Source organism: Parapedobacter tibetensis (genome assembly GCF_024704835.1).
Taxonomy (GTDB): Bacteria; Bacteroidota; Bacteroidia; order Sphingobacteriales; family Sphingobacteriaceae; genus Parapedobacter; species Parapedobacter tibetensis.
The window spans coordinates 83,429-105,866 of record NZ_JAMXBE010000007.1 but is presented as its reverse complement, the minus strand read 5'-3'; the positions used below and the strand labels follow the sequence as shown (position 1 = coordinate 105,866).

Sequence of the window (22,438 nt, the reverse complement as noted above, 5' to 3'; positions counted from 1 at the left end):
TCGCATGAACTATGATATAAGCGATGGATCAAAAAAGGAACAACCCGATATGGGTGATGAGCTCTGCTTTCGACAAATTATCGTTAAGGGAGCTTGTTGCCACAGTGAATCAAATAGGTGCTCAGGGAATAGATTTATGTGTTTTCCGCCGAGATGGTACCCGACAGGACAATACGGCAACGCACGTGGATTATGAAAGCTTTACCCTGGATGCTGCCAAGCGCATGTTAGAAGATTTCAATGCAGCCGATCTGAAGCTGTCATTGGGTGCTTTCGAAAATATGATTGGGGGCGATTTAGCGGAGCGGATCAAAAACCAAAATCATTTGCTAAAGCTCATCCGTATCGCATACCTGTTGGGCGGAAATGCAAACAACGTGAAGGTGGGTACGTTTGTTGGGTATAACCATGAATTGGGGGCAGAGGAGGGAGGTTTCCAGAAAAACCTGGATGAGTATAAACGTGTATTTTCGCCCATCATCAAGTATGCCGAGGACCTAGGTGTCACGATATTATATGAAAATTGCCCGATGGAAGGATGGAGACCGTCCTCGTATACCACAACCTACAACAATTTACCTGCGGTACTCGCCGCTCGAAAACTCATGTATGCGATGATCCCAAGCGAGGCACATGGCGAAATATATGATCCCTCACATGATATCTGGCAAAACACAAATCCTGTGGATGTGATCGCACAAAGTGATATTTCCCGTATTCACCGCATCCATGTAAAGACCACCCGCAACCTCAAAACAAGCGCACGGATAGATTGGGGAGGGATGTATCCGATGCAGGCTGTGGATAAAAACTTAGCGGCAAAAGCAGGGGTGGATATCCCAGCTCATGATTGGGACCGACATCATTATGAGGCGATGCTGCCGGGTTTTGGCGGATCTGATAACATGGATTGGCGTGCCTTTGTAGAACTCCTTAATGAGAAAGGCTTTGATGGTCCTTACGAAATAGAAAACGAAGCAAAAAACTCAAAGGATACGGGTAGTTTGATGGCAACGATACAGGGTTATCAAGCCACGGTCAGATTTTTATGTCCCATGTTGTGGAATTTAGACGGATCTACCGGATATGCCTACCATAAGGCGGGTTCGTTGTCCCTACCAAAGATAAGCGATGTGCCATTAATGACAGTCGATAGGTTATAAGTGGTTAAACACCCGAATGCAGGCGGAACTTTTCAATTAGTTCGGCAATATTATCTACTTGGAGCTTCTCGAAAATACGCGTTTTATACGTGCTTACCGTTGAGGTGCTAAGGTTGAGCGCTTTGGAAACCTCCATGATGCCCATGCCTTGCACTAAATATTTAGCTACATCCACCTCCCTATTGGAAAGTTTGTTCAACGGATTATCAGCTTTCATCACTGATTTGCCCATAGTGAGGGTATTGTAATACATATCCCTTACTTCCGGACTCATGTATTTGCCCCGTTGTATCACGGCCAAGATCGCATCCTTCAAATCGGATTTGGAGGTGTTTTTGTTGAGGTAACCGGCCGCCCCTGCCTGCAGGTAACGTAGCGCGTATAAGCTTTCGTCATACGATGAGAACACGAGAATTTTGATGGTCGGTTGCTTCATCAGAATTTTCTCAACCATTTTGATATTGTTTCCTCCTGGCATGTTGATGTCAAGAAGAAGGAGGTCGTATTGTTGCTCCGATAATAAGGCTATCATTTCATCAAAATTCTCAGCCTGGGTAACCTTTGCCAAAGGCAATGCTTCCTTAACTACAATTGATGTGCCCAGCCTTACGATACCGTGATCATCTGCTATCAATATCTCTGTCATGTCCAAATATTGTTTGTCATAGATGCACCACAACATTGGTGATGCTTGGTTATTCATAAGTGATGTCAATCCACAACTATCACAAATATAGGGTAAATTATTATGTATAATACCATTTAGGTTAAATTTGATGGATTGGCAGTAAAGATATAAAAGAAAAGGATAATCACCAACCTTCTAAAAAAAAATGGATACGAGATAGTAGTGAATATTAACCTTTTTTTTAAAAAATTTGTTTACACGCGAAAAATTCCCATTTTAGGGACGAGAAAATAATTACTTAACGAATTTAACCTTATTCTCATGGGATTTTTCAAAGAATTTAAGGAGTTTGCCATGCGGGGGAGTGTGGTAGACCTTGCTGTCGGTGTAGTTATCGGTGCCGCCTTTGGCAAGATTGTTACATCGTTGGTGAATGATGTAATCATGCCTCCGATTGGATACCTGACAGGGGGCATTGATTTCGCAGAAATGAAATATGTGATTCAACCTGGGGATGAAGCCAACGAAGTGGCTGAAGTGGCGATCACTTATGGCAATTTTATCAATATTGTTATTGGGTTTATCATCGTTGCATTCTTTATTTTCTTAGTGATCAAGGGTATGAATTCGCTTAAACGAAAAGAGGAGGAAGTACCTGCAGCACCGCCTGCACCCACGAAAGAAGAGACCTTATTGACCGAAATCAGGGATTTGTTGAAAGAGAAATAACGATAGTTCCAAGTTAAAAGCGTAGCTGTCAAAACGTTCGAGCTATCGTTGGATCGGTAAGTATGATATAATCACCCAGGTGTACGAATTCGCTCCAGTTTGGCTGAATAAAACCTTCATGTGGAAAGCAAGAGATGTTCATTATTGAAAGTTCAGGAGCATATCGCCGTAATTGTGCAACTGTTCCCAATTTTTCATCGCTGTGGAACCGACCATTGAGATGCATGATTTTCACATCGGGCTTACACTTGGCCAATAAGCTGATACGATAGGCCATGGTTGCATCCCAAAGGCTTTGGCTTTGGTAGATTTTCAGGTTGCCCATTCCTTCATGCCCGCCCATCAGCCCGGCAAATTTATCGTGATAGTTGCCAGTGAGGGTGTCAATGGGTAGGGGGGCGAGCAGCGCTTTGGCAGTTTCACTTAGTGAGTCAAGACTTTCAAGTCCTTCGCGGGTCACCCTATTGGTATATCGGCTCGGGGCATTTGCCGCCAATACGCGCAGCTGACGCTCCTTGGCATATTCCACCATTGGGCGATAGTCGTTGTAGTTGTTCCATAGTACAACATCCTTATTGAGGTTGCGCTCGGTAATGAGCCCCGCAAGATACTCATCCAATATCAATTGGTCATCACTGACGAACATCTCCATGGATAAAGCCACTTCGTGGTAGCGTTCATCCATCGTCTTCAGCAATTCATATTGCAATACGTGGGCTATGGAATCATTATGTTCCTCACCGAAGAATATGACGTCGGTATCATGCAAAGCCTCGGCTAAATCTGCTAGCGTGATTTCCCGTTGTGCACGGGCATCGTATATGCGATATAATATGCTATCCAATGGACTGGAGAAGGCGATCAAAGGCAGGATGCCTACCAAGCAACAAAGCACCAATTTAATCATGCTACGAATATACGGCTTTAATTGCCTCCCATAAAAATTCCATCTGCAAACCCACAAGGTTTCTGCTATCCAAAATAAAATTTATTGAGTGATTAATTTGATATTTGTGGAATTAACCCGTACATTTGCGCTCTCATTTTGAAGTTATAACAAAAACATATACGAAGCGTCATGAAGAGAACATTTCAGCCATCACAGCGCAAGAGAAGGAATAAGCACGGTTTCAGGGAACGCATGAGCACTGCTAATGGCCGTCGGGTGTTGGCCGCCAGAAGAGCAAAAGGTAGGAGACGCCTCTCCGTGTCGGACGAAGGTCGCCACAAAGTGTAGATTCACATTACCGGTGACTGCTTGCATCCGGAGCCTTCAACCGGTTTCGGATAGGTCATCGATAATGGAAAAATATACATTCCCCAAAGGAGAACGATTGTGTAGCAAAAGGTTGATTACTGGCCTTTTCCACCATGGTTCTTCTTTTTTTGTGTATCCCTATCGGATTACCGCGATGGCAGTAGAAACGCAAGGGCCCAAAGTCCAGGTTTTACTGTCGGTACCTAAGCGCCGTTTCCCCCTTGCCGTACACCGCAATCTATTGAAACGCCGTATGCGTGAAGCGTACCGCCTTCAAAAGGCCGAGTTGCTGTATCCCTTTATCGAAAAACAAACCCATGGCTTGGTGTTTGCCATCCAATATGTTGGTCGTGAAATTTTGGACTACCAATTCATGCATACGCGGATGGCCGATGCGCTAATGAGACTTCAGAATGAAACCCTGTGTTTGCACCTAAACATATAAAGACAGAAGTGTTCCATCAGGCCATATAAAGACAGGTTATATGCTAATGAAAGCGCTCAGATTCCTTTGGGAAAAAGTAATTAAAGCCGGGGTGGCTGGCATGTTCCTGATATTCATTAGGGCGTACCAACTTTTATTATCGCCCATGCTTGGAGCCTCATGCCGCTATACGCCCACCTGTTCGCAATATGCGGTAGAGGCCATACGGAAGCACGGACCATTCAAAGGGGGATGGCTTGCCCTGAGGAGGATATCTCGCTGTCATCCCTGGGGGGGGCATGGGCATGATCCGGTACCCTAATCGCAGATCACCGCACCTCCCGGTCTCCGCGTGCTTTGCGAAAAAGACATGGATTGTGGACCCAGTGTCATCCGTGTTCCGTCACTATCCAAAAAAACACTAACTTCGCGGCAGTATGTCCACCCACCATATTCTCCAAATAGAAACCGCCACCCAAGTATGTTCCGTAGCGCTATCGGCCAATGGTGATACCACGGCCTTCCGCGATATCGACGAACCCAATGTGCATGCCGCGCGACTCACGCTGCTGGTGGAAGAGCTATTGCGTGAGTTGGGTCTATCATTCGCCGATTTGGCTGCGGTGGCCGTAAGCAAGGGGCCTGGATCCTATACGGGCTTGCGTATAGGCGTGTCCACAGCCAAGGGATTATGCTATGCAACGGATTTGCCACTTATTGGCATTGATACCCTTGCTGGAATGGCACAAGGCTTCGTTGAAAGGAATATGGGGCATGATGCCGCCAACGCTTGGCTTTGCCCAATGGTGGACGCACGTCGAATGGAAGTATACTCATCCGTTTATGACCAACAACTGCAGCCGATTTTCCCTGTTGCCGCAAATATTATTGACGGACAATCGTTCGACCACCTTGACCCAGACCAGCAGCTTATCTTATTCGGAAGCGGGGCGGATAAATTTGAGGAGCTGTTTGCGGATGAGAAGAACGTCCAGGTCGTGACCGGTTTTAAAAATTCGGCACGTCACCAAAGTCGGCTGGCCTACCAGGCATTCATGGACAAGGCGTTTGTAGACGTCGCCTATTTCGAGCCTTATTACCTCAAGGATTTTGTGGCGACAAAGCCAAAATCACAACCTGGCCCTTTATAGCCATCCCTTTCTTCTGAACCAGAAGTAGATCCCTATGGAAATCAATATCATAAGGAGCATCACGGCCGGATATCCATAATACCAAGCCAGTTCGGGCATGAATTTGAAATTCATGCCATAGATACCCACAATGAACATAAGGGGCATAAAGAATACCGAAAAAATGGTCAGTACACGCATGATTTCGTTGGTGCGTTGTGAGGCGATAGAAAAATAAATCGACAGGAGTTGAGAGGTGTTTTCCGATAGGTTGTCGAAAAATGTCTGCGTACGGATATATAGGTCGCGGAGATCGCGGGTATACACATTACGTTGTTCAGATGAATCGATATTATCTATGATTTCATATGACAATAGCATCACCCGCCTAATGACATCGATTTTACGTTTCACAAAATAGAGTCCACGCAGGATAGGGGCCTTCCGTTGCCTCAAGAAAACCCGCTCTTCATAGTAATCCAACGATTCGGATAGCTCAAAGCCAGGTTGCTCAAATGTCAATATGGATTCCCTGATTAACGAATTGAGCAGATACAACGTATGATCACACTGGCCGGTATCGATACGTTTGGCTTTGACTAGGTCTATCAGGTCGTGTTCGGTCCTATGTATAGTAATGAGATACTCATCATTGAAGAAAATCGCAATTTTGTTGGTCAATTCCTGTATGGTGTCTGCCTCGCGAACCGGGTTAGCAGCCAACACCCTGAAAATGGCAAAGGTATAGTTGTCGAATATTTCGTACTTTGGCAAATGGTCAGGTTGCATGCAGTCTTTGATGGATGCTTCATGCAAGGTGTATTTTTCTGCGACTTCTCTAATTTCCTCATTACTTGGTGATGACAGGTCTACCCAGTTAAATCCATTTATTTCTTTTGATGCCAGCGATTGAATCATGGTGAATGCTCTTTAAAATAATGGAATGTACTATTTTCCGTGTTTAATGCGAAGGTAAAGATTCCTATAAGGAACGATTTATCAAGTGAATAACCGAATGTCTAAAAAAAACTTGGCTTTTTTGATGATTTTTCTCGAAAAAATGCTTTTTTTGTCATCGAAGCGATAGCGGCGTTCGCTGTCGAGCAGTATGGTTTTACCAGTCAATTTATCTTCAAACCAAAAATCAATAAATAACGATACAGATGCCAGTAACAGTAGAGAGGAAAGAGAAGATATTTCAACCGGATTTAAGTAGGGTTATCGCAAGGTATCTGTTTGGTGGGGAAGAGCGGTCAAAGCGACTAATCAAAGCCGTGCTGGCCCTTTCCGATAATAAGCAGCAAGAAGTGCTTAACCAAGTGTTGCGCAAATATTCAAGGCGGCACCGTAGCATCCAGAAAATATTTACTAGCCATTTCAAGCGCCTTCAGCCCTTGATGGAACAAATGGAGATCGATCATGCTAAATTGCCGGAACACTTGAAAATGCTCCTTGGATCGTATTTTACCATGGAATATTCCATAGAGGCCGCCGCCTTTTTCAATCCTTCCATCATTGAGCACCCTGACCAGACTTCAGTCGCGCCAGGGCAGAAGCGCGTAATTATCAGCTTTAGGGCTACCGGAGAAGGGCATATCTCATCGATCGTGTTCAGGCAGGGAATTCTGGGCAAAGATAGGGATATTGATATAGAGCCTCCAGGCAGGATGCTGGAAGTACCGGAACATGTGAAAAACCACACGTACCATAAGAAATCTTTCCTCCGCAAATTGAGGGAGATGTGGAGCGACAGCGGCTATCGCAACGATGAAGCATACGAAATCATTAGCGACCAGCTCCAGAGTACGTTTACTTATGAAGAATTGAAGCATGGCCTCAAGGAAGTACAGATTAAGTTGGAACCCCGACAAGAAAACCTAGCCTTTTTACAAGAGGTAAACTGGTTGGCATCTTCCCATTATGAGATGACGTTTTCGGCCGACACCGCGGTATGCGAACGTGTGATATTCCCCATTGCTGAAACGGAAAAGAATGGAATCGAAGACGCACGGTTTGTACGTTTTGTCGATGATGATGGAGATGTCACCTATTACGCCACCTACACGGCATATGACGGGATTTCCATTCTTCCCAAACTGCTGATGACCGAAGATTTCCGGCACTTTAAGGTTATGCCCATTCATGGCTATATTGCACAGAACAAAGGTATGGCAATGTTTCCACGACGAATCAAAGGACAGTATGCCATGCTTTGCCGGATAGACGGCGTGAACAATTACATTGCCTATTCAGATAATATCAATGTATGGCGGGAAGCCAAGCTGATACAGACCCCTAACCACCCATGGGAATTGGTACAAATGGGCAATTGCGGTTCACCGTTGGAAACGGAAGCTGGATGGTTGGTAATCACGCATGGTGTGGGTCCAATGCGGGAATACGCGCTTGGTGTGTCGTTGCTCGATTTGGAAAACCCTGAACAGGAGATAGGTCGGCTTAAGGAGCCATTGCTCTCGCCCAATAGGAAGGAGCGAGAAGGTTATGTCCCCAACGTGGTGTATTCTTGTGGGGCTTATCTCTACGATGGCGACTTGATCATCCCTTATGCCATGTCTGACTATGCCTCTACATACGCCATTGTCAATGTTGAAGAGCTATTAGCCAAGCTTCTCGATGTCGATACAGTTTCAGGAGGATAACACGCGCTGGTATACATGAATGTAGCGATCTACCATGTTCTCTTGAGAGAACATGGTATGAGCCCATTGGGCGCTATCTGCCCTGGAAAGTTGGGGGATATTTCTAACGGCTTCGATAGCTTCCTCCACGTTGCTGACCAAAAATCCGGTTTTATTGTGCACAATCAATTCGGACATCGCTCCCTTGTTAATCGCCACCACTGGTGTGCCGCAGAGCATCGCTTCAGCCACACTCAATCCAAAGGGTTCATCAAAATTAATGAGATGCAGCAATCCTAACGCATTACCCAATAATTGGTTTCTTTCACTAGGTCCGACGTTGCCTACATATTGGATTTGCTGGTCATCTATCTGAGGCAATACGTGCGTCGTGAAATAATGCTCGTCCTGAACCAAACCTGCCATGACAAGCCGTTTCCCCGATTGTTTGGCCACCTCAATAGCAAGATGTGCCCCTTTCTCTGGGTGTATCCTTCCAAAGTATAATAAGTAATCATCAGGGTTCGATATAAAATCGAATTGGGCGGTAACGATACCGTTATACACCGTTGCGATGTAATCCAATTCGGAGGACCTGTCCGAATCGCTGATGGAAACATAGTGGCAGGTGGCATTGTATTTTTTATATACGGGAATTATTTTTGGTGATGAAAATCCGTGTATAGTGGTCACCATCGGCGTGCTGATCAGCCCGGAATAGGTAAGAGGCAGAAAATCGAAATGGTTATGGATGATATCGAATTCGTCTGCCGCTTCCATCAGTTGGCTAATGTGTAGGCATTCGGCTACTTTCGGGTCTAGTGAGGAATCTTCTGCATATCCGGTAGGACGACAATGCCTCAGCTTACCCTTGGTGATGGAATCTGCTGTAGCAAAAAGGGTTACATCGAACCCTTTTTCTACCAAGCCTTCAGTAAGTGTAGAAGCTACCTGCTCCCATGGGCCATATTTACGAGGTGGCGTGCGCCAAGCTATTGGAGCCAATATCGCTATCTTCATGTTGTACAAGCTCGCTGTAGGGTTTTTCAAACGTATGTTGTATGGCTAAGTATGAAATGATGTAAGCCAATGTGCTTTCTGCTCCCTGATTACGATTGATGCCATCTTTTTCCAATCCATCGCAACAGCCATGTGTTTCGAAATCATAAAGGCTGACATGTAAGTCGTTTTCTCCCAAAAACCACATAAAAGAAGTATACAACAGGTTTAAGTAATGAGAATCCCCTGTATTATTATAGGCCTGAAGGTACATCAATACCGTAGCCATGGCATCAATAGGCTGTTGGTCGTATTGAGATTTAACGCCGGTTTGCCTAAACCAATTTTCGTTTCCAATTAGATTGAGATACCCTTTCTGGAATGTGTGGTGTTCCAGAAAAGCCATGCTTTCAAAGGCCACTTTGCGGATGGCAGCATCATTTAACAATTCAGTGGCACGCAACATAGCAAGAGGCAACAAGGCATTGTCATATGCCAGTAACGATTCATACCAATGCCAATCATCCGTTCGATGTGCTTCGTATTCCTTGAGCAAGCGGACAGCAAGTTTTCGCGTCAATTCCATCATACCTTCATCAGAAGGATTGTCTTTCAAATAGTGGTACAAGCCAAGGATGACATTCGCGATACTTCGAATGGACTGCAATTTTTCAAATTGCGGTAAAGCTTTGAAGAATATCCGACGGGCTACTTGGAAGTAACCATCCATTGGAGCATGGGCCAACGTGTATCCGATAGCCCATATCGCTCTGCCAAACGCATCTTCCGAGCCAACTTCATCTCGAAATTTACGGTCGAATCCCATGAAATTGCGGAATGTGCCATCGGCATTTTGTGCATAATGGATATATGCGAGATAGATGGGGATATATTTCAACGCCGTTTCGTTTTTCGTACGTCGGTATGCCATCAACGCCATCAGCAATGCCCGTGCATTGTCATCGAGGCAATATCCCTCATGATAATTTGGTATGCCATATGTGGCATGCTGAAATATGCCGGTATTATCAGTGAGCCGTTCGATATGGTCGAGTCGCAACGGGGGTAGGATGCTGCGGTCCAGCGCCGGATCCTTTTTGAGGATTGTTTTGCTAGTGGTGTCAATGATATCCTGAACAAGCGAATGATACCGCTCCCCGATTTTAGGCCAAGTGATGGACTTCCCATATTCATGTGCCTTTTGTCGCATGATGTCCAATTTCTGAGGATGACGAAGCAAATCCATCAATACCTCCGCCAAGTGCTTGTCGTCATTGAAATTAAATAACCTGCCCCGCCCCTTGGACAATAACTCCGCAGCATGCCAATAAGGGGTGGATACCACCGCAGAACCGACCCCTACCGCATACGATAGCGTGCCGCTGGTAACCTGTACTTCATTGAGATAGGGGGTAAGGTATATATCGGACGCACTGAGATATTTGAATAGATCATTTTGCGAGGCATATTGATTCATGAAAATTACATGCTCTTCAAGATTGAGCTTTTTAACCAGCCTATGGAGAAACAAGCGGTATTCTTCTCCAGCATGCTTGACAACATTGGGATGAGTCTTGCCTAAGACAATATATACCACCTCGGGATACGCGGACACTACTTCCGGCAAGGCTGATATAACGGTCTCAATACCTTTATTACGCCCGATGAATCCAAAAGTGAATAGTACCTTTTTGTCAGCAAGTCCCAATTCCTCCCGTACCGCCGTGGTATTATACCGAATGTCGGGCACACCATGGGGTACCATCTCAATTTTGGTGGTAGGTGTATCATAAACTTGTTGGAGTAATTCCGCGGCCTTGTCGGCCATCACCACCACTTTCCGGGAAATTTTGATGATTTCTTTCAGGATTAAGAGCTCGTTATAAGATGGTTTTTTCAATACCGTATGGAATGTCGCTATTACCGGTAAAGCTAGGCTGTGCAGTAAGGAAAGGATATATACCCCATTCTGTCCACCAAAAATACCGTATTCATGTTGGACAATGCAAACATCAGCACCACTTTGATTAATAAATTCGGCAGCTTTTAGGTAAGTGTCATGGTCGTCTTGATGGATGACGCATTTTACCTCTGGTGGATAGTCATATTCGCTATCGGGGCCATTGATGGCCACCACCACTCCCTCAATCGCATGATCATCATTCACAGCCGAAATAGCGTCAAATAAGTTCTTCGAAAATGAACCAATACCGCATTGACGCGGTTCATAAGTGCCAATTAGTACAATCTTCATAGCCGGAGTCCTCTTACCATTTTTGTTAATATTTAATTTATATCATAATAAGCAAATCTTTGTGAATTTGTTTGCTTAAGAAGGATACTTGTTCGGGGGGAGTATCCAATCTTAGGAATGCATTGGTGCTAAATATAGTGACTTTCCGGTAGAATTCCAATAATATAGGGGGGAATATTTAACTGTAGCTTTAAACGGTAGGTTGAAACGCGCCAAAAACACCCGGCGAATTTCATGTCTATTAATGAAAAAGTATGAAATATTTCCATTCGGTTGCTGCATTCCGCTAAAAATACCTTATCTTACCAATGAATTTAAGTGTTGTATCATGGCAAAAGACAAAGGATCAAAGAATGATAGCAGTAAGAAAGCTGCTGTAAAGAGCCTCAAAGAAAAAAGGGCAGAGAAGAAAGAGAAACAGGCTGAAAAGCAACGAAGGGATTAAAGCTATGCATGAACGGAAAAGGCGACCTATAGGTCGCCTTTGAAGTATTGCTGCCAGGCATCGTAATGCCCGGATACATTATTTCTTTTCTTTTTTATATTCCGCATTTAATGCGTCAAGCACTTCATTGGTTATCTCCAAGCTATCATCGGCATATAAAACAGTGGGATTTGATGTAGAATAAGTTAGCACCAACTTGTATCCTTTTGATTTCGAGTGTTTTTTGAGATAATCCGTTATTTTTGAATACAGTTTCTCGTTTTCAGAAGCTTCTTCCTGCGCAAATGAAGCACTGGCATTTTGGTTGTGACGTGCGAGTTCGTCCTGCTTACGAGCGAGACGTTCCTCTGTACTTTGCCTGTCAGCAGCGCTCATCGTAGGGGCCTTTTGTTGGTAATCTGCCACTTCTCGCTGGAAAGCCGTACTGCGTGATTGTAAGTCGACCTGGGCTTTCTTTGCTTTTGCCTCAAGATTTGTCCGTATTTCTTTGAAATACTCATATTTTTCAAGTAAGGTGTCGGAGTTCACGTAAACGATCCTTTCGACTTTTGTCTGGATGGAATCCCCGGTTGAAGAAGCTGTGGAAGGGCTAGTCCCCGGATTGCTGCAGGACACCACTATGGTGGCCAATAGCACATATATGCCAGCTTTTGCAATAAATGCGAATGCGTTATTCATATCTTTACTGATCTTTTTCTAATTCAAGGGGCAAACCTAAGATAAAAATCCCACATTTCCTTTAGTAAATTGAGAAAGATAGAACACAGATGACGCAGATCCAGCCGATTTGCGCAGGTTTACCAAGGTCTTATTGTCAGCCAGCGACGAACAAAAAAAACCGACATTTATCCACTCAATCCGTGTCATTCGCGATCTAAAACCCACATATCTACTATTTCATTTTGTCGCACTTTTTTCGTATTTTTGGGCCACCGAATTTAAAAACAATAATGAGCGAAGAAAACAAAGATAGATCAACTTATTCAGCAGATAATATACAGGTACTGGAAGGATTGGAGGCCGTTCGCAAACGGCCTTCCATGTATATCGGTGACACAGGCGTCAAAGGCCTACATCATTTAGTATATGAAGTGATCGATAATTCCATTGATGAAGCCGTGGCTGGTTATTGCGACGATATTCAGGTAGTGATCCATAAAGACAATTCCATCACCGTGGAAGACAATGGCAGGGGTATTCCCACGGGCGTTACCAAGAAAGAAAATAAGTCCGCCTTGGAACTCGTGATGACGGTGCTCCATGCAGGGGGTAAGTTTGATAAGGATACCTATAAGGTGTCGGGTGGTCTGCATGGTGTAGGGGTATCCTGTGTCAATGCGCTGTCTACCTTATTGGTGGCGGAAGTGCACCGCGATGGAAAAGTTTTCAAGCAAGAATATGAGCAGGGTAAACCGATGTATGACGTGAAGACCATTGGTGAGAGCGACCGTACCGGAACGAAAGTGACATTCCACCCCGACCCCACGATATTTACCATGACTACCGTATACAACTACGATACCCTGGCAAGTCGTGTACGCGAATTGGCATTCCTGAACAAGGGAATACGCCTTTCCCTGCTGGATGAGCGTGAGGAACAGGAAGATGGCACACTGCGGAATGATGTTTTTTATTCGGAAGGTGGATTGCGGGAATTTGTGAAATATTTAGATGGCACCCGCCAGCCCCTTATCCCCGAACCCATCTATGTGGAAGGCATAAAACAAGGAATCCCTGTGGAACTTTCCTTGCAGTATAATGAAACCTACTCTGAAAACGTGCACTCCTATGTGAACAACATCAACACCATTGAAGGAGGAACGCATGTGGCCGGTTTCAGGAGGGGGCTTACCCGTACGTTGAAAGCCTATGCAGACAAATCAGGTTTGCTTAAGAATATGAAAGTGGAAATCACGGGTGATGACTTCCGTGAAGGGCTTACCGCCGTCATTTCTGTGAAGGTAGCCGAACCACAGTTCGAGGGGCAGACCAAAACTAAGTTGGGTAACAACGAAGTGATGGGGGCCGTGGATATGGCTGTGGGCGAGATATTGGGCATCTACCTGGAGGAAAACCCCAGGGAAGCCAAAACCATCGTGCAGAAAGTCATCGTCGCAGCGCAAGCCCGTGCAGCGGCCCGCAAGGCTCGCGATATGGTGCAACGCAAAAACGTAATGGGCGGAAGCGGGTTGCCGGGCAAGTTGGCAGACTGCTCCAACAGTGATCCTAAAAAATGTGAAATATACCTCGTGGAAGGTGACTCCGCCGGTGGTACGGCCAAACAAGGTCGCGACCGGGAATTTCAGGCCATATTGCCGCTTAGGGGAAAGATCCTCAACGTGGAGAAGGCCATGGAGCACAAGATTTACGAGAACGAGGAAATAAAGAACATGTTCACCGCACTGGGTGTAAGCATCGGTACAGATGAGGATGCCAAGGCACTTAACCTCGATAAGCTCCGTTATCACCGGGTGATTATCATGACGGATGCCGATGTGGATGGTTCGCATATCACCACATTGATCCTCACCTTCTACTTCCGGTATATGAAGGAGCTCATCGAAAACGGCTATGTCTACATTGCCACACCTCCGTTATACTTGGTCAAAAAGGGCAAAGAACAAGCCTACGCCTGGAATGACGACCAACGGGATACCACCGTACAACGCCTCAAAGGAGCGGGCAAGGAAGATAGCGTGCACATACAACGTTACAAAGGCCTTGGAGAAATGAATGCTGAACAGCTTTGGGACACTACCATGAATCCAGAGACACGTACCTTACGCCAAGTAACAATAGAAAACGCGGCGGAGTGTGATCGGATCTTCTCCATGCTGATGGGCGATGAAGTGGCGCCAAGGCGTGAATTCATTGAACGCAATGCCAAATACGCGAAGATTGATACCTAGTTTGCAAGCATAGGATTTGGCAGTTAACCTTAGTTAACACCTAATAGCTAACTGCTATTTTGCTATACAGGTACTTCTTCTTATATTCTAGCGGTGTCATATCGGTCACTTTCTTGAAATGCCTGTAGAAATTGGAGACGTTATTGAAGCCACATTCAAAACAAATGACCTCGGTCGGCAATAGGTCTTCCACTAGCAATCTACAAGCATGGCTCACCCGTATTTCAATGAGGAAATCATAAAAGGTCTTCTTAGTCATCAATTTAAAATACCGGCAAAAAGAAGTGACGCTGAGGTTGGCTATTGAAGCGATTTCCACTAAGCTGATTTCTTGTTTATAGTTGCTTAAGGTATAAGTACATACTTTATTGAGACGTACCGCATCCATTTCATTGGATTTGTAAAACGCATGTGCGGAAGCTATGGGGACATATTCCTCTGTCTCCGCAAGTGTTTTGAGGATGGCAAGGAGCGTAATCAACCGGTCAAGATCTGTGGCAAGTGTAGCCTTTTGCATCAGTTCTGTCAACTTTGCCCTGCTTCTTCCCATGATTTTCATCCCCCTTCTGGCCTTTTCAAATAACTTCGGAATGAGGTAGGTTTCAGGTAAGTTCAGGAAATCACGACCAAGGCAGTCGGGCAAGAAGTGGATGACAATGGCTTCCACTTTACGTTCCGGATGGTTCTGGTAATATTCTTCATTGCACTGCCACATGTGAGGAAGGCTGCTCCCCAACAACAATACCTCACCCTCCGAGAAGTTGCCGATATTATCACCGATGAAACGCACCCCCTTGCCCCTAATGACATGGTGTAATTCCAATTCTGGATGGTAATGCCATAACGAACCGAAATTCGGCTGTACATCATGGCGTACGCTGAATGATGACTGAATTTGGGTAGGAACCTTATGGAAAAGCGGTTTCATGATATGTAAGCGTTGTTTTTCCTTTCGTTGGCGAATGAAAGGAATAGTTTATAATCGTTTTATACCATATGTGGATTATGCTTTCCACATTGTGGATACTAAGATATGGAATGGAAACACCATTTCCAAGAAAATGGTAAGATTGTATAATAAATCGGCAATAATCTTCAACACACACAATGTTACTGCGACGGAAGGGAAAGACGGCAACATCCTATAAGGAGCAGGAAAAATCCTATATCGTATTATATCCGCATACCCTTATATTTGCCTCTCAAGAATAACCAATACATACCAAATTGAATAACCCAGTCATTCATAGAAACCATGCATAGCCTTCCTCTACTTGATGTAGCCATTATCGTGCTGTACCTGATTGCCATGATCTTGGTAGGCGTATGGTTTTCACGAAAGAACAAGAGTTCAGAACAGTTTACCAAAGCATCAGGCATGATACCCGGTTGGGCAGTAGGAATTTCCCTTTATGCCACTTTCCTCAGCAGCAATACATTCCTTGGTGTTCCCGGCAAGGCGTTTGGGAGCAATTGGAATGCATTGGTGTTTAGCCTTTCCATGCCGCTTGCCGCTTGGGTTGCGGTGAAATATTTCGTGCCGTTTTACCGAACATCAGGGGGCGTGTCCGCCTATAGTCATTTGGAGCATCGTTTCGGAGCCTGGGCACGGACCTATGCCATGGTGTGTTTTCTACTCACTCAATTGGCACGTATGGGATCCATATTTTTTGGGATAGCGCTAAGCCTACAGGCACTTACCGGATACGATATGACCACCATCATGATGGTCACGGGCATCTGTATCGTCGTATACACGGTCATGGGTGGCATCGAAGCCGTGATATGGACTGAGGTGGTACAAGGTGTATTGCTCACATTTGGAGGGCTGCTGATTTTATATTTGATTATAACCAATGTGGATGGAGGTGTTTCAAAGATCATCGACATCGGTATGCGTGATAAGAAATTCAGTTTGGGCACCTTGGATTTGGATTTTGTCAGGCCATCATTTTGGGTGATACTGTTGTATGGTTTTTTCATCAACCTCAACAACTTTGGGATGGACCAGAATTATGTGCAGCGATATCATGCCGCTACGTCTGCCAAGGAAGCGGCAAAATCGGTGTGGCTTTGCGTACGACTTTATATTCCAATTTCCCTTTTGTTTTTCATCATTGGTGCCGGACTATACGCTTATTACGTACAACACCCCGAATTGACGGATACCATCCGTTTGCAAGCCGCGGCGGAACGCCTCCCTTCCGGCGCTAGTCAAGACGAGGTAGTGGCCTTGTCCAACACATTGAAAGCCGAAGATTATGGCGATAAGGTGATGCCGCACTTTATGGTGAGCAAAGTACCTTTGGGTCTGCTAGGATTGGTCATATCAGCAATCATGGCTGCAGCCATGAGTACCATTAGTTCGGGAATGAATGCCTCCGCTACGGTGTTTACGGAAGATATTTACAAGCGTTATATCCACCCAAGTAGTACAAACAAGCAAGCATTGCGCGTACTATTTATTGCAACTGCAGTATTTGGAGTGTTAGGAATCATTACCGGCATTAGCATGATCGGTGTCAAAAGCATCTTAGACGTATGGTGGGAGCTGTCGGGTATTTTTGCTGGGGGCATGCTGGGATTGTTTCTACTGGGCATCATCAGCAAGAAAGCCGGCAACAGCGATGCCGTCATTGCCGTGATTGTAGGTGTACTGGCGATCTTGTGGATGACTTTTTCATACCTCGTACCGGGGGAATATTCCTACCTGCGGTATCCACTCCATGCCAACATGATCATCGTGGTGGGCACGTTGGTCATCTCGTTAGTGGGATCACTCTTAGCGAATTTAAGGAAACGGTGATTTGAAATGGATCTTTCACCGGGGCAAATTCAGTAAAATAAGGGAATATTTTTTTCAGTCTCCAAACAACACACCTAAAAATGCATTCTCATATATCTTTCTCCTACTCCCAATTAAATGTTTAACAAACAATAACTATATTTAGCGCGTCTAAAAGTTGAACATACTAATTCGATTTATCAAATGAAGAAAAATGCCATTTCCGCTGCAGCTGTCAAGATATGTTTGCTTGGCTATTTTATGGCTGTATTGATCTTACAAAGCTGCCAGCGGAAACCTATTGACCTCCGTATAACACAAATGGATTCAACCCAGGTTGCTGAAATAGCGGCAAAAATTGAAGCGACCGTAAGACCCGAACTTGCTGAAGGAATGACATTGAAGCTATGGGGCATTGATTCATTGGTCATTTCACCCATTGCTATTGATGTAGATGACCACGGTAGGGTGTTTTATACCACTACCGATAGGCAGAAGAACTCGGAATTTGATATCCGCGGGCACCGGGATTGGGAAATCCCTTCGATCAGCTTGCAGACAGTGGAAGACCGAAGGGCATTCCTGCGCGAAGAGCTTTCGCCTGAAAACAGCGATCGGAACCTATGGCTTGCGGACTTGAACGGCGATGGCTCGCACGATTGGCGGGACCTGACCGTGGAGCGGGAAAAAGTATACCGTCTTGACGATGTTTCCGGTGGAGGGTTAGCCGATAGGGTACAGTTGGTCGTGGATGATTTCCATGAAGAGATAACAGATGTGGCCGGTGGAGTGTATGCCGATGGGGAAAACCTGTATGTAGCAGTGGCGCCTGATCTTTGGCGGATGACCGATAAGGACAAAGACGGTATCTATGAAGAGAAAACATCGATATCGCATGGATATGGTGTCCATATCGGTTTCGGTGGCCATGGCATGTCAGGTGTAAAGATGGGCCCGGACGGCCGTCTCTATTGGCAGATCGGCGACATTGGTTTCAACGGTAAGGACCAAGACGGAAAGCAATGGGAGCATCCGAATAGCGGGGTCATTGCCCGGGCAAATCCCGATGGAAGCGATTTTGAAATCTTTGCCCACGGGCTCCGCAATACACATCAATTTGTGTTTGATGAGTATGGCAATATCATCAGCGAAGACAATGATGGCGACCACCCCGGCGAGCGGGAACGGCTGGTTTATATTGTAAACGGGTCGGATGCAGGCTGGCGCAGTAATTGGCAGTATGGCAAATATAGGGATCCGAATAACAACAGCTATAAGGTATGGATGGATGAAAAAATGTATGTGCCCCGTTTTGAAGGGCAGGCAGCCTACATCACCCCTTGTATCAGCAATTTCGTAAACGGCCCTGCCGGTATAGTATACAATCCAGGCACGGCATTGAGTCCGGCATATAAAAATACATTCTTCGTTGCCGAATTTGTGGGCAACCCAGCCAGTTCGGGTGTCCATAGTTTTAAGCTGGAACCAAAAGGCGCAAGTTTTGAGTTGGGTGACCACCAAAAGGTGTTGGGCGGCGTGTTGGTCACTGGTCTTGATTTCGGTCCGGACGGCTCCCTGTATGTGGCCGACTGGATAGATGGCTGGGATACTCACGATTATGGTCGTATCTGGAAGCTCGATCACCAAGATGCTGCATCCAATGCGATGCGAGAAAGGGTAAAGTCGTTGTTGGCGGCCGATTTCACGGATTTTCAGACCGCGGAACTTGGTGATTTGCTGAACCATGAAGATATGCGGGTGAGGCAAAAGGCGCAATTTGAACTGGTGAAGCGTGGAGAAAAAGGCGTGGAAACCTTTAAGAAAAGCCTTAGGCAAACCGATCACCAGTTGGCGCGTATACACGCCATTTGGGGCATCAGCCAACTGGCTCGCCAAGATGAGCAATACGGTGCGTTATTGGTTCCCTTGCTCAGCGATGGCGATGCCGAAATCAGGGCCCAGGCCGCCAAATGGCTGGGCGATATCCGGTATGCCGATGCGGGGGACGCATTGATGCCCTTGTTAAAGGATACCAACAGCCGTGCCCGTTTCTTTGCCGCCGAAGCGTTGGGGCGGATAGCTCACCAACCAGCCGTACAGCCGCTTATTGCCATGTTGGAAGCCAATAACGACGAAGATGCGTATCTCAGGCATGCAGGTAGCTTGGCCCTTGCGCGCATAGGTAAGGTCGAGCCTGTACTGGCATTAGCCACTCACTCGTCGCGTGCGCTTCGGATAGCGGCAGTGGTCGCACTCAGAAGAATGGGAAATCCGGATATTGCTGCTTTCCTGAATGATTCCGATGAATTTATTGTTACCGAGGCCGCACGGGCAATCAATGATGACCTTTCCATTCCGGGAGCGCTACCTGCCCTTGCCGACGTTTTGGTTACCACAACGTTCACCAACGAAGCCTTGGTACGGCGTGCTATCAATGCCAACCTACGGGTTGGTAAGGAAAGCAATCTTCAACAGTTGATTGATTATGCCAAACGGGTAGGTGGCCCCGCGCCGATGCGGGCAGAAGCGGTTGACGCGATAAGTGTATGGGCCAAGCCCTCGGTGCTCGACCGCGTAGATGGACGCTACAGAGGGGTGGTAGAACGAGACGCTGATGTGCTTACCCGTCATGCAGCAGACGCATTGATCGCATTACTTACCGATCGGGAACTACCTGTACGGCTCAGCGCGGCAAAAGCGACCGCTAAGCTGCGTATCAAGGAAGCATCGGCTGGACTCTTGGCGGGTTTAAAAGGCGATCGTGACGGAACCATGCGGGTGGCAAGTCTCAATGCACTGGTAGCGTTGGGAGATCCCAAGCAAGAGGAAGCGATCAAGTTGGCTCTGGCAGATCGCGAAATTACGGTACGCGTTGCTGCACTCGACTTACTCGAACACATGAGCATATCTCCTGATGTGATGGTCAATTTGTTGGCCGATGTGATAGCCAACAGAACCCTTGCGGAGCAACAGGCAGCCATCGTTACGTTAGGAAGATTACCTGTTGCCCAAACGGAAGAGGTATTCGGAAAGCTGCTGGATAAAATGAAGCAAGGTACGCTAAGTTCGGCGATCTACTTAGAATTGGGTGAAGCATTGGATAGTGCGCGTTCAGAACAGTTAATCAGCCGGTATAAAAGTATCAGCGGCAACATCTCGCCCGATGAATTGATGGCTTCCTACGCAAGCAGTTTAGAAGGAGGGGACCCAGACCGCGGAAGGCGGGTTTTTTTCCAACATGGGCAGGCGCAATGTATGAAGTGCCATGCATATGACGACCGTGGGGGCAATGCAGGGCCACGCCTTAATGGGGTTGCTAACCGGTTATCGCGCGAACAGTTGCTGGAGTCGCTTATCGACCCTGGCAAACGCATGGCGCCGGGGTATGGTGTGGTCATTTTGGAGTTGAAGGATAGCACGACCGTTTCCGGTATTTTCCAAGGGGAAAACGAGCAGCATGTACGAATCAAAAAAGGACAAGGTCCCGACCAAGTTATTCCTCAGGACCAAATTCTGAAAAAGACGTTTTCCCCGTCGAGTATGTTGGACATGAAGGACATCCTTTCAAAACGGGAGATACGTGATGTGGTTAGCTTTTTGGCCACGCTTACGCACGACGATTGATAGGGTAAATATTCTTAAAACGGTCTATACGCGGCCATGAGTGTGGGATAGTGAGGCCGGCAGCCTAATCATTTAGTTTGTGTTTGACCATTTTTTCCTTGAACCGCCGGATTTTCCTGAGGGTATCGTTCACCTTATACCCGAAAGTACCTGCTTGGGTATATCGTATGCATTGTCATTCTCTAGAAAGAATATGATGTTTCTTTAACGTCTGTCCACAAAATAATCAAAAATAGGCGATTATCTGCTTAATCTGCGTCATCCGTATACCAACTTCCAATATTATAGATAAAACCCTATTTAGATGATTATTCAAATATAAACTGTTGTAAAGAATTTTGCAAATTTAACTTCAAACATCGACTTCGATAACATCCTATAATACCCCGCCAATTTGATATAGAATAGCCAATATACACCATCCTATCTTTGTTTAAAATCAATTATAAGGCAATTACTGTATAAAACACACTTAATGAGCAAAAAACGAAAAGGATTCATCCCCGTGATGCTTACTCCTTTTAAAGAAGACGGAGCGGTGGACTATAATGGGCTGACACGGTTGACGGAACTGTATTTAAATGCCGGCGCCGCTGGACTGTTTGCCAATTGCCTTTCCAGTGAAATGTTTGAGATGAACGAAGAAGAGCGTTTGGCCGTGACCAAACATGTGGTAGATGTGGTTAAGGGGACAGTTCCGGTAGTAGCTACGGCCACTTTTGGGGGTAACATCCGAGAACAGGCCGATTTTGTGAAACGGATGTACGATACCGGTATTGAGGCGGCCATTGTCATCACCAACATGTTGGCTACCGAAATAGAAATGAACGATGTTTTTGAAGAACGGGTCTATCGACTTTTGGAGCACACGGATGATATTCCTCTTGGTTTTTATGAATGCCCCGACCCATTTAAACGGATATTGCCGGCAGGACAACTCCGTAACTTCGTAGATACCGGACGCGTCATTTATCACAAGGACACCTGCTTAGACATCGATTTGGTCAAAGCTAAACTGGAATCGACTAGACACATGCCCAGATTTGGGCTGTATGATGCATATATGGTGCACGCCGTGGAATCACTGAAAGCCGGATCGGCGGGACTCTCCTGTATCCAGGGGAATTATTTCCCGGAATTAGTCGTATGGTTGTGTAATCATTATGATGATCCCACACAGCAGGATCAGGTCAGTCGGGTGCAGCAATTTTTCATTGACCATATGGATGTGATGCATGACGTGTATCCTGTGGTAGCCAAATATTTTTTGCAGAAGCGGGGCCTGGCAATATCCACGTTTACCAGACGGTTCATGGGCGTGTTTGACCAAGAAGTAAAAACAAAAATGGATATATTGGCTGGCGCTTATGAAACATTGTATCAAGATATTAACATTCAATTAGCCGTTTAGCGAATTATCAAAAAGAAAAAATGTTAATTTTACGCTTGAT

General features: G+C 45.7%; 18 protein-coding genes. 11 read left to right on the top strand and 7 right to left on the bottom strand.

Annotated features, from left to right (window positions below; all coding sequences use genetic code 11):
- Positions 1–23: 23 nt before the first annotated feature.
- Complete coding sequence (locus NF543_RS13305) at positions 24–1,163, top strand: sugar phosphate isomerase/epimerase family protein (RefSeq protein ID WP_257668632.1); 1,140 nt, start codon at positions 24–26, stop codon at positions 1,161–1,163.
- Between the two features lie 4 nt (positions 1,164–1,167).
- Here the strand turns inward: NF543_RS13305 and NF543_RS13300 are convergent, their stop codons facing one another.
- Positions 1,168–1,809, bottom strand: coding sequence for a response regulator transcription factor (locus NF543_RS13300; protein ID WP_257668631.1), 642 nt, complete (start codon positions 1,807–1,809; stop codon positions 1,168–1,170).
- A gap of 303 nt (positions 1,810–2,112) precedes the next feature.
- Between NF543_RS13300 and mscL the strand changes: the two genes are divergently transcribed.
- Entirely contained in the window at positions 2,113–2,520 is a 408-nt protein-coding gene (gene mscL, locus NF543_RS13295; RefSeq protein WP_257668630.1) for a large-conductance mechanosensitive channel protein MscL, read from the top strand.
- Between the two features lie 28 nt (positions 2,521–2,548).
- On the opposite strand, the gene NF543_RS13290 is transcribed toward mscL, so the two are convergent.
- Positions 2,549–3,427 (bottom strand): ChaN family lipoprotein, encoded by an 879-nt coding sequence (locus tag NF543_RS13290; protein WP_257668629.1) that lies wholly within the window; start codon positions 3,425–3,427, stop codon positions 2,549–2,551.
- Positions 3,428–3,598: 171 nt separating this feature from the next.
- Here NF543_RS13290 and rpmH point away from each other — a divergent pair, with 171 nt between their 5' ends.
- The 4 genes from rpmH (at position 3,599) to tsaB (ending at position 5,353) form a co-directional block, all read left to right on the top strand.
- Positions 3,599–3,757, top strand: a complete 159-nt coding sequence (rpmH, locus tag NF543_RS13285) for a 50S ribosomal protein L34 (RefSeq protein ID WP_257668628.1) — start codon at positions 3,599–3,601, stop codon at positions 3,755–3,757.
- A 64-nt stretch (positions 3,758–3,821) separates the two neighbouring features.
- The gene (locus NF543_RS13280) at positions 3,822–4,223 is read left to right on the top strand and encodes a ribonuclease P protein component (protein ID WP_257668627.1); all 402 of its coding nucleotides are present in this window, start codon (positions 3,822–3,824) and stop codon (positions 4,221–4,223) included.
- A gap of 46 nt (positions 4,224–4,269) precedes the next feature.
- Positions 4,270–4,524 (top strand): membrane protein insertion efficiency factor YidD, encoded by a 255-nt coding sequence (gene yidD, locus NF543_RS13275; RefSeq protein ID WP_257668626.1) that lies wholly within the window; start codon positions 4,270–4,272, stop codon positions 4,522–4,524.
- A 115-nt stretch (positions 4,525–4,639) separates the two neighbouring features.
- On the top strand, positions 4,640–5,353 hold the full coding sequence (tsaB, locus tag NF543_RS13270) for a tRNA (adenosine(37)-N6)-threonylcarbamoyltransferase complex dimerization subunit type 1 TsaB (protein ID WP_257668625.1): 714 nt from the start codon (positions 4,640–4,642) through the stop codon (positions 5,351–5,353).
- Here tsaB and NF543_RS13265 read toward each other — a convergent pair.
- The gene (locus NF543_RS13265; protein ID WP_257668624.1) at positions 5,348–6,250 is read right to left on the bottom strand and encodes a magnesium transporter CorA family protein; all 903 of its coding nucleotides are present in this window, start codon (positions 6,248–6,250) and stop codon (positions 5,348–5,350) included. The two genes, tsaB and NF543_RS13265, sit on opposite strands and share 6 nt — an antisense overlap.
- Before the next feature lie 245 nt (positions 6,251–6,495).
- Here NF543_RS13265 and NF543_RS13260 point away from each other — a divergent pair, with 245 nt between their 5' ends.
- Positions 6,496–7,992 carry a glycoside hydrolase family 130 protein gene (locus NF543_RS13260; protein ID WP_257668623.1) on the top strand — a complete coding sequence of 499 codons (1,497 nt, stop codon included), beginning with the start codon at positions 6,496–6,498 and terminating at the stop codon, positions 7,990–7,992.
- On the opposite strand, the gene NF543_RS13255 is transcribed toward NF543_RS13260, so the two are convergent.
- The 3 genes from NF543_RS13255 to NF543_RS13245 all read right to left on the bottom strand — a co-directional run bounded on the left by NF543_RS13255 (position 7,981) and on the right by NF543_RS13245 (position 12,347).
- A complete protein-coding gene (locus NF543_RS13255) occupies positions 7,981–8,991 on the bottom strand; it encodes a glycosyltransferase family 4 protein (RefSeq protein ID WP_257668622.1) in 1,011 nt (336 codons plus the stop codon). The genes NF543_RS13260 and NF543_RS13255 overlap by 12 nt on opposite strands.
- On the bottom strand, positions 8,942–11,224 hold the full coding sequence (locus NF543_RS13250) for a glycosyltransferase family 4 protein (protein ID WP_257668621.1): 2,283 nt from the start codon (positions 11,222–11,224) through the stop codon (positions 8,942–8,944). Before NF543_RS13250 ends, NF543_RS13255 begins: the two co-directional genes overlap by 50 nt.
- A 523-nt stretch (positions 11,225–11,747) precedes the next feature.
- Positions 11,748–12,347 carry an OmpH/Skp family outer membrane protein gene (locus NF543_RS13245; protein ID WP_257668620.1) on the bottom strand — a complete coding sequence of 200 codons (600 nt, stop codon included), beginning with the start codon at positions 12,345–12,347 and terminating at the stop codon, positions 11,748–11,750.
- A gap of 272 nt (positions 12,348–12,619) precedes the next feature.
- Here NF543_RS13245 and gyrB point away from each other — a divergent pair, with 272 nt between their 5' ends.
- Positions 12,620–14,578: a DNA topoisomerase (ATP-hydrolyzing) subunit B gene (gene gyrB / locus NF543_RS13240; protein WP_257668619.1), complete on the top strand. Its 1,959-nt coding sequence runs from the start codon at positions 12,620–12,622 to the stop codon at positions 14,576–14,578.
- Positions 14,579–14,618: 40 nt separating this feature from the next.
- Here the strand turns inward: gyrB and NF543_RS13235 are convergent, their stop codons facing one another.
- Positions 14,619–15,506 (bottom strand): AraC family transcriptional regulator, encoded by an 888-nt coding sequence (locus NF543_RS13235; RefSeq protein WP_257668618.1) that lies wholly within the window; start codon positions 15,504–15,506, stop codon positions 14,619–14,621.
- A gap of 327 nt (positions 15,507–15,833) precedes the next feature.
- On the opposite strand from NF543_RS13235, the gene NF543_RS13230 reads away from it, so the two are divergent.
- The 3 genes from NF543_RS13230 to NF543_RS13220 all read left to right on the top strand — a co-directional run bounded on the left by NF543_RS13230 (position 15,834) and on the right by NF543_RS13220 (position 22,398).
- A complete protein-coding gene (locus NF543_RS13230) occupies positions 15,834–17,384 on the top strand; it encodes a sodium:solute symporter family protein (RefSeq protein WP_257668617.1) in 1,551 nt (516 codons plus the stop codon).
- A 183-nt stretch (positions 17,385–17,567) separates the two neighbouring features.
- Positions 17,568–20,987 carry a HEAT repeat domain-containing protein gene (locus NF543_RS13225; protein ID WP_257668616.1) on the top strand — a complete coding sequence of 1,140 codons (3,420 nt, stop codon included), beginning with the start codon at positions 17,568–17,570 and terminating at the stop codon, positions 20,985–20,987.
- A gap of 475 nt (positions 20,988–21,462) precedes the next feature.
- On the top strand, positions 21,463–22,398 hold the full coding sequence (locus NF543_RS13220) for a dihydrodipicolinate synthase family protein (RefSeq protein WP_257668615.1): 936 nt from the start codon (positions 21,463–21,465) through the stop codon (positions 22,396–22,398).
- Positions 22,399–22,438 lie beyond the last annotated feature (40 nt).

What these genes read in the sequence shown, in the direction of transcription:
- NF543_RS13305 (WP_257668632.1), top strand. Translation starts at nt 24, where the DNA reads ATGGATCAAAAAAGGAACAACCCGATATGGGTGATGAGCTCTGCTTTC.
- NF543_RS13300 (WP_257668631.1), bottom strand. Translation starts at nt 1,809, where the DNA reads ATGACAGAGATATTGATAGCAGATGATCACGGTATCGTAAGGCTGGGC.
- mscL (WP_257668630.1), top strand. Translation starts at nt 2,113, where the DNA reads ATGGGATTTTTCAAAGAATTTAAGGAGTTTGCCATGCGGGGGAGTGTG.
- NF543_RS13290 (WP_257668629.1), bottom strand. Translation starts at nt 3,427, where the DNA reads ATGATTAAATTGGTGCTTTGTTGCTTGGTAGGCATCCTGCCTTTGATC.
- rpmH (WP_257668628.1), top strand. Translation starts at nt 3,599, where the DNA reads ATGAAGAGAACATTTCAGCCATCACAGCGCAAGAGAAGGAATAAGCAC.
- NF543_RS13280 (WP_257668627.1), top strand. Translation starts at nt 3,822, where the DNA reads ATGGAAAAATATACATTCCCCAAAGGAGAACGATTGTGTAGCAAAAGG.
- yidD (WP_257668626.1), top strand. Translation starts at nt 4,270, where the DNA reads ATGAAAGCGCTCAGATTCCTTTGGGAAAAAGTAATTAAAGCCGGGGTG.
- tsaB (WP_257668625.1), top strand. Translation starts at nt 4,640, where the DNA reads ATGTCCACCCACCATATTCTCCAAATAGAAACCGCCACCCAAGTATGT.
- NF543_RS13265 (WP_257668624.1), bottom strand. Translation starts at nt 6,250, where the DNA reads ATGATTCAATCGCTGGCATCAAAAGAAATAAATGGATTTAACTGGGTA.
- NF543_RS13260 (WP_257668623.1), top strand. Translation starts at nt 6,496, where the DNA reads ATGCCAGTAACAGTAGAGAGGAAAGAGAAGATATTTCAACCGGATTTA.
- NF543_RS13255 (WP_257668622.1), bottom strand. Translation starts at nt 8,991, where the DNA reads ATGAAGATAGCGATATTGGCTCCAATAGCTTGGCGCACGCCACCTCGT.
- NF543_RS13250 (WP_257668621.1), bottom strand. Translation starts at nt 11,224, where the DNA reads ATGAAGATTGTACTAATTGGCACTTATGAACCGCGTCAATGCGGTATT.
- NF543_RS13245 (WP_257668620.1), bottom strand. Translation starts at nt 12,347, where the DNA reads ATGAATAACGCATTCGCATTTATTGCAAAAGCTGGCATATATGTGCTA.
- gyrB (WP_257668619.1), top strand. Translation starts at nt 12,620, where the DNA reads ATGAGCGAAGAAAACAAAGATAGATCAACTTATTCAGCAGATAATATA.
- NF543_RS13235 (WP_257668618.1), bottom strand. Translation starts at nt 15,506, where the DNA reads ATGAAACCGCTTTTCCATAAGGTTCCTACCCAAATTCAGTCATCATTC.
- NF543_RS13230 (WP_257668617.1), top strand. Translation starts at nt 15,834, where the DNA reads ATGCATAGCCTTCCTCTACTTGATGTAGCCATTATCGTGCTGTACCTG.
- NF543_RS13225 (WP_257668616.1), top strand. Translation starts at nt 17,568, where the DNA reads ATGAAGAAAAATGCCATTTCCGCTGCAGCTGTCAAGATATGTTTGCTT.
- NF543_RS13220 (WP_257668615.1), top strand. Translation starts at nt 21,463, where the DNA reads ATGAGCAAAAAACGAAAAGGATTCATCCCCGTGATGCTTACTCCTTTT.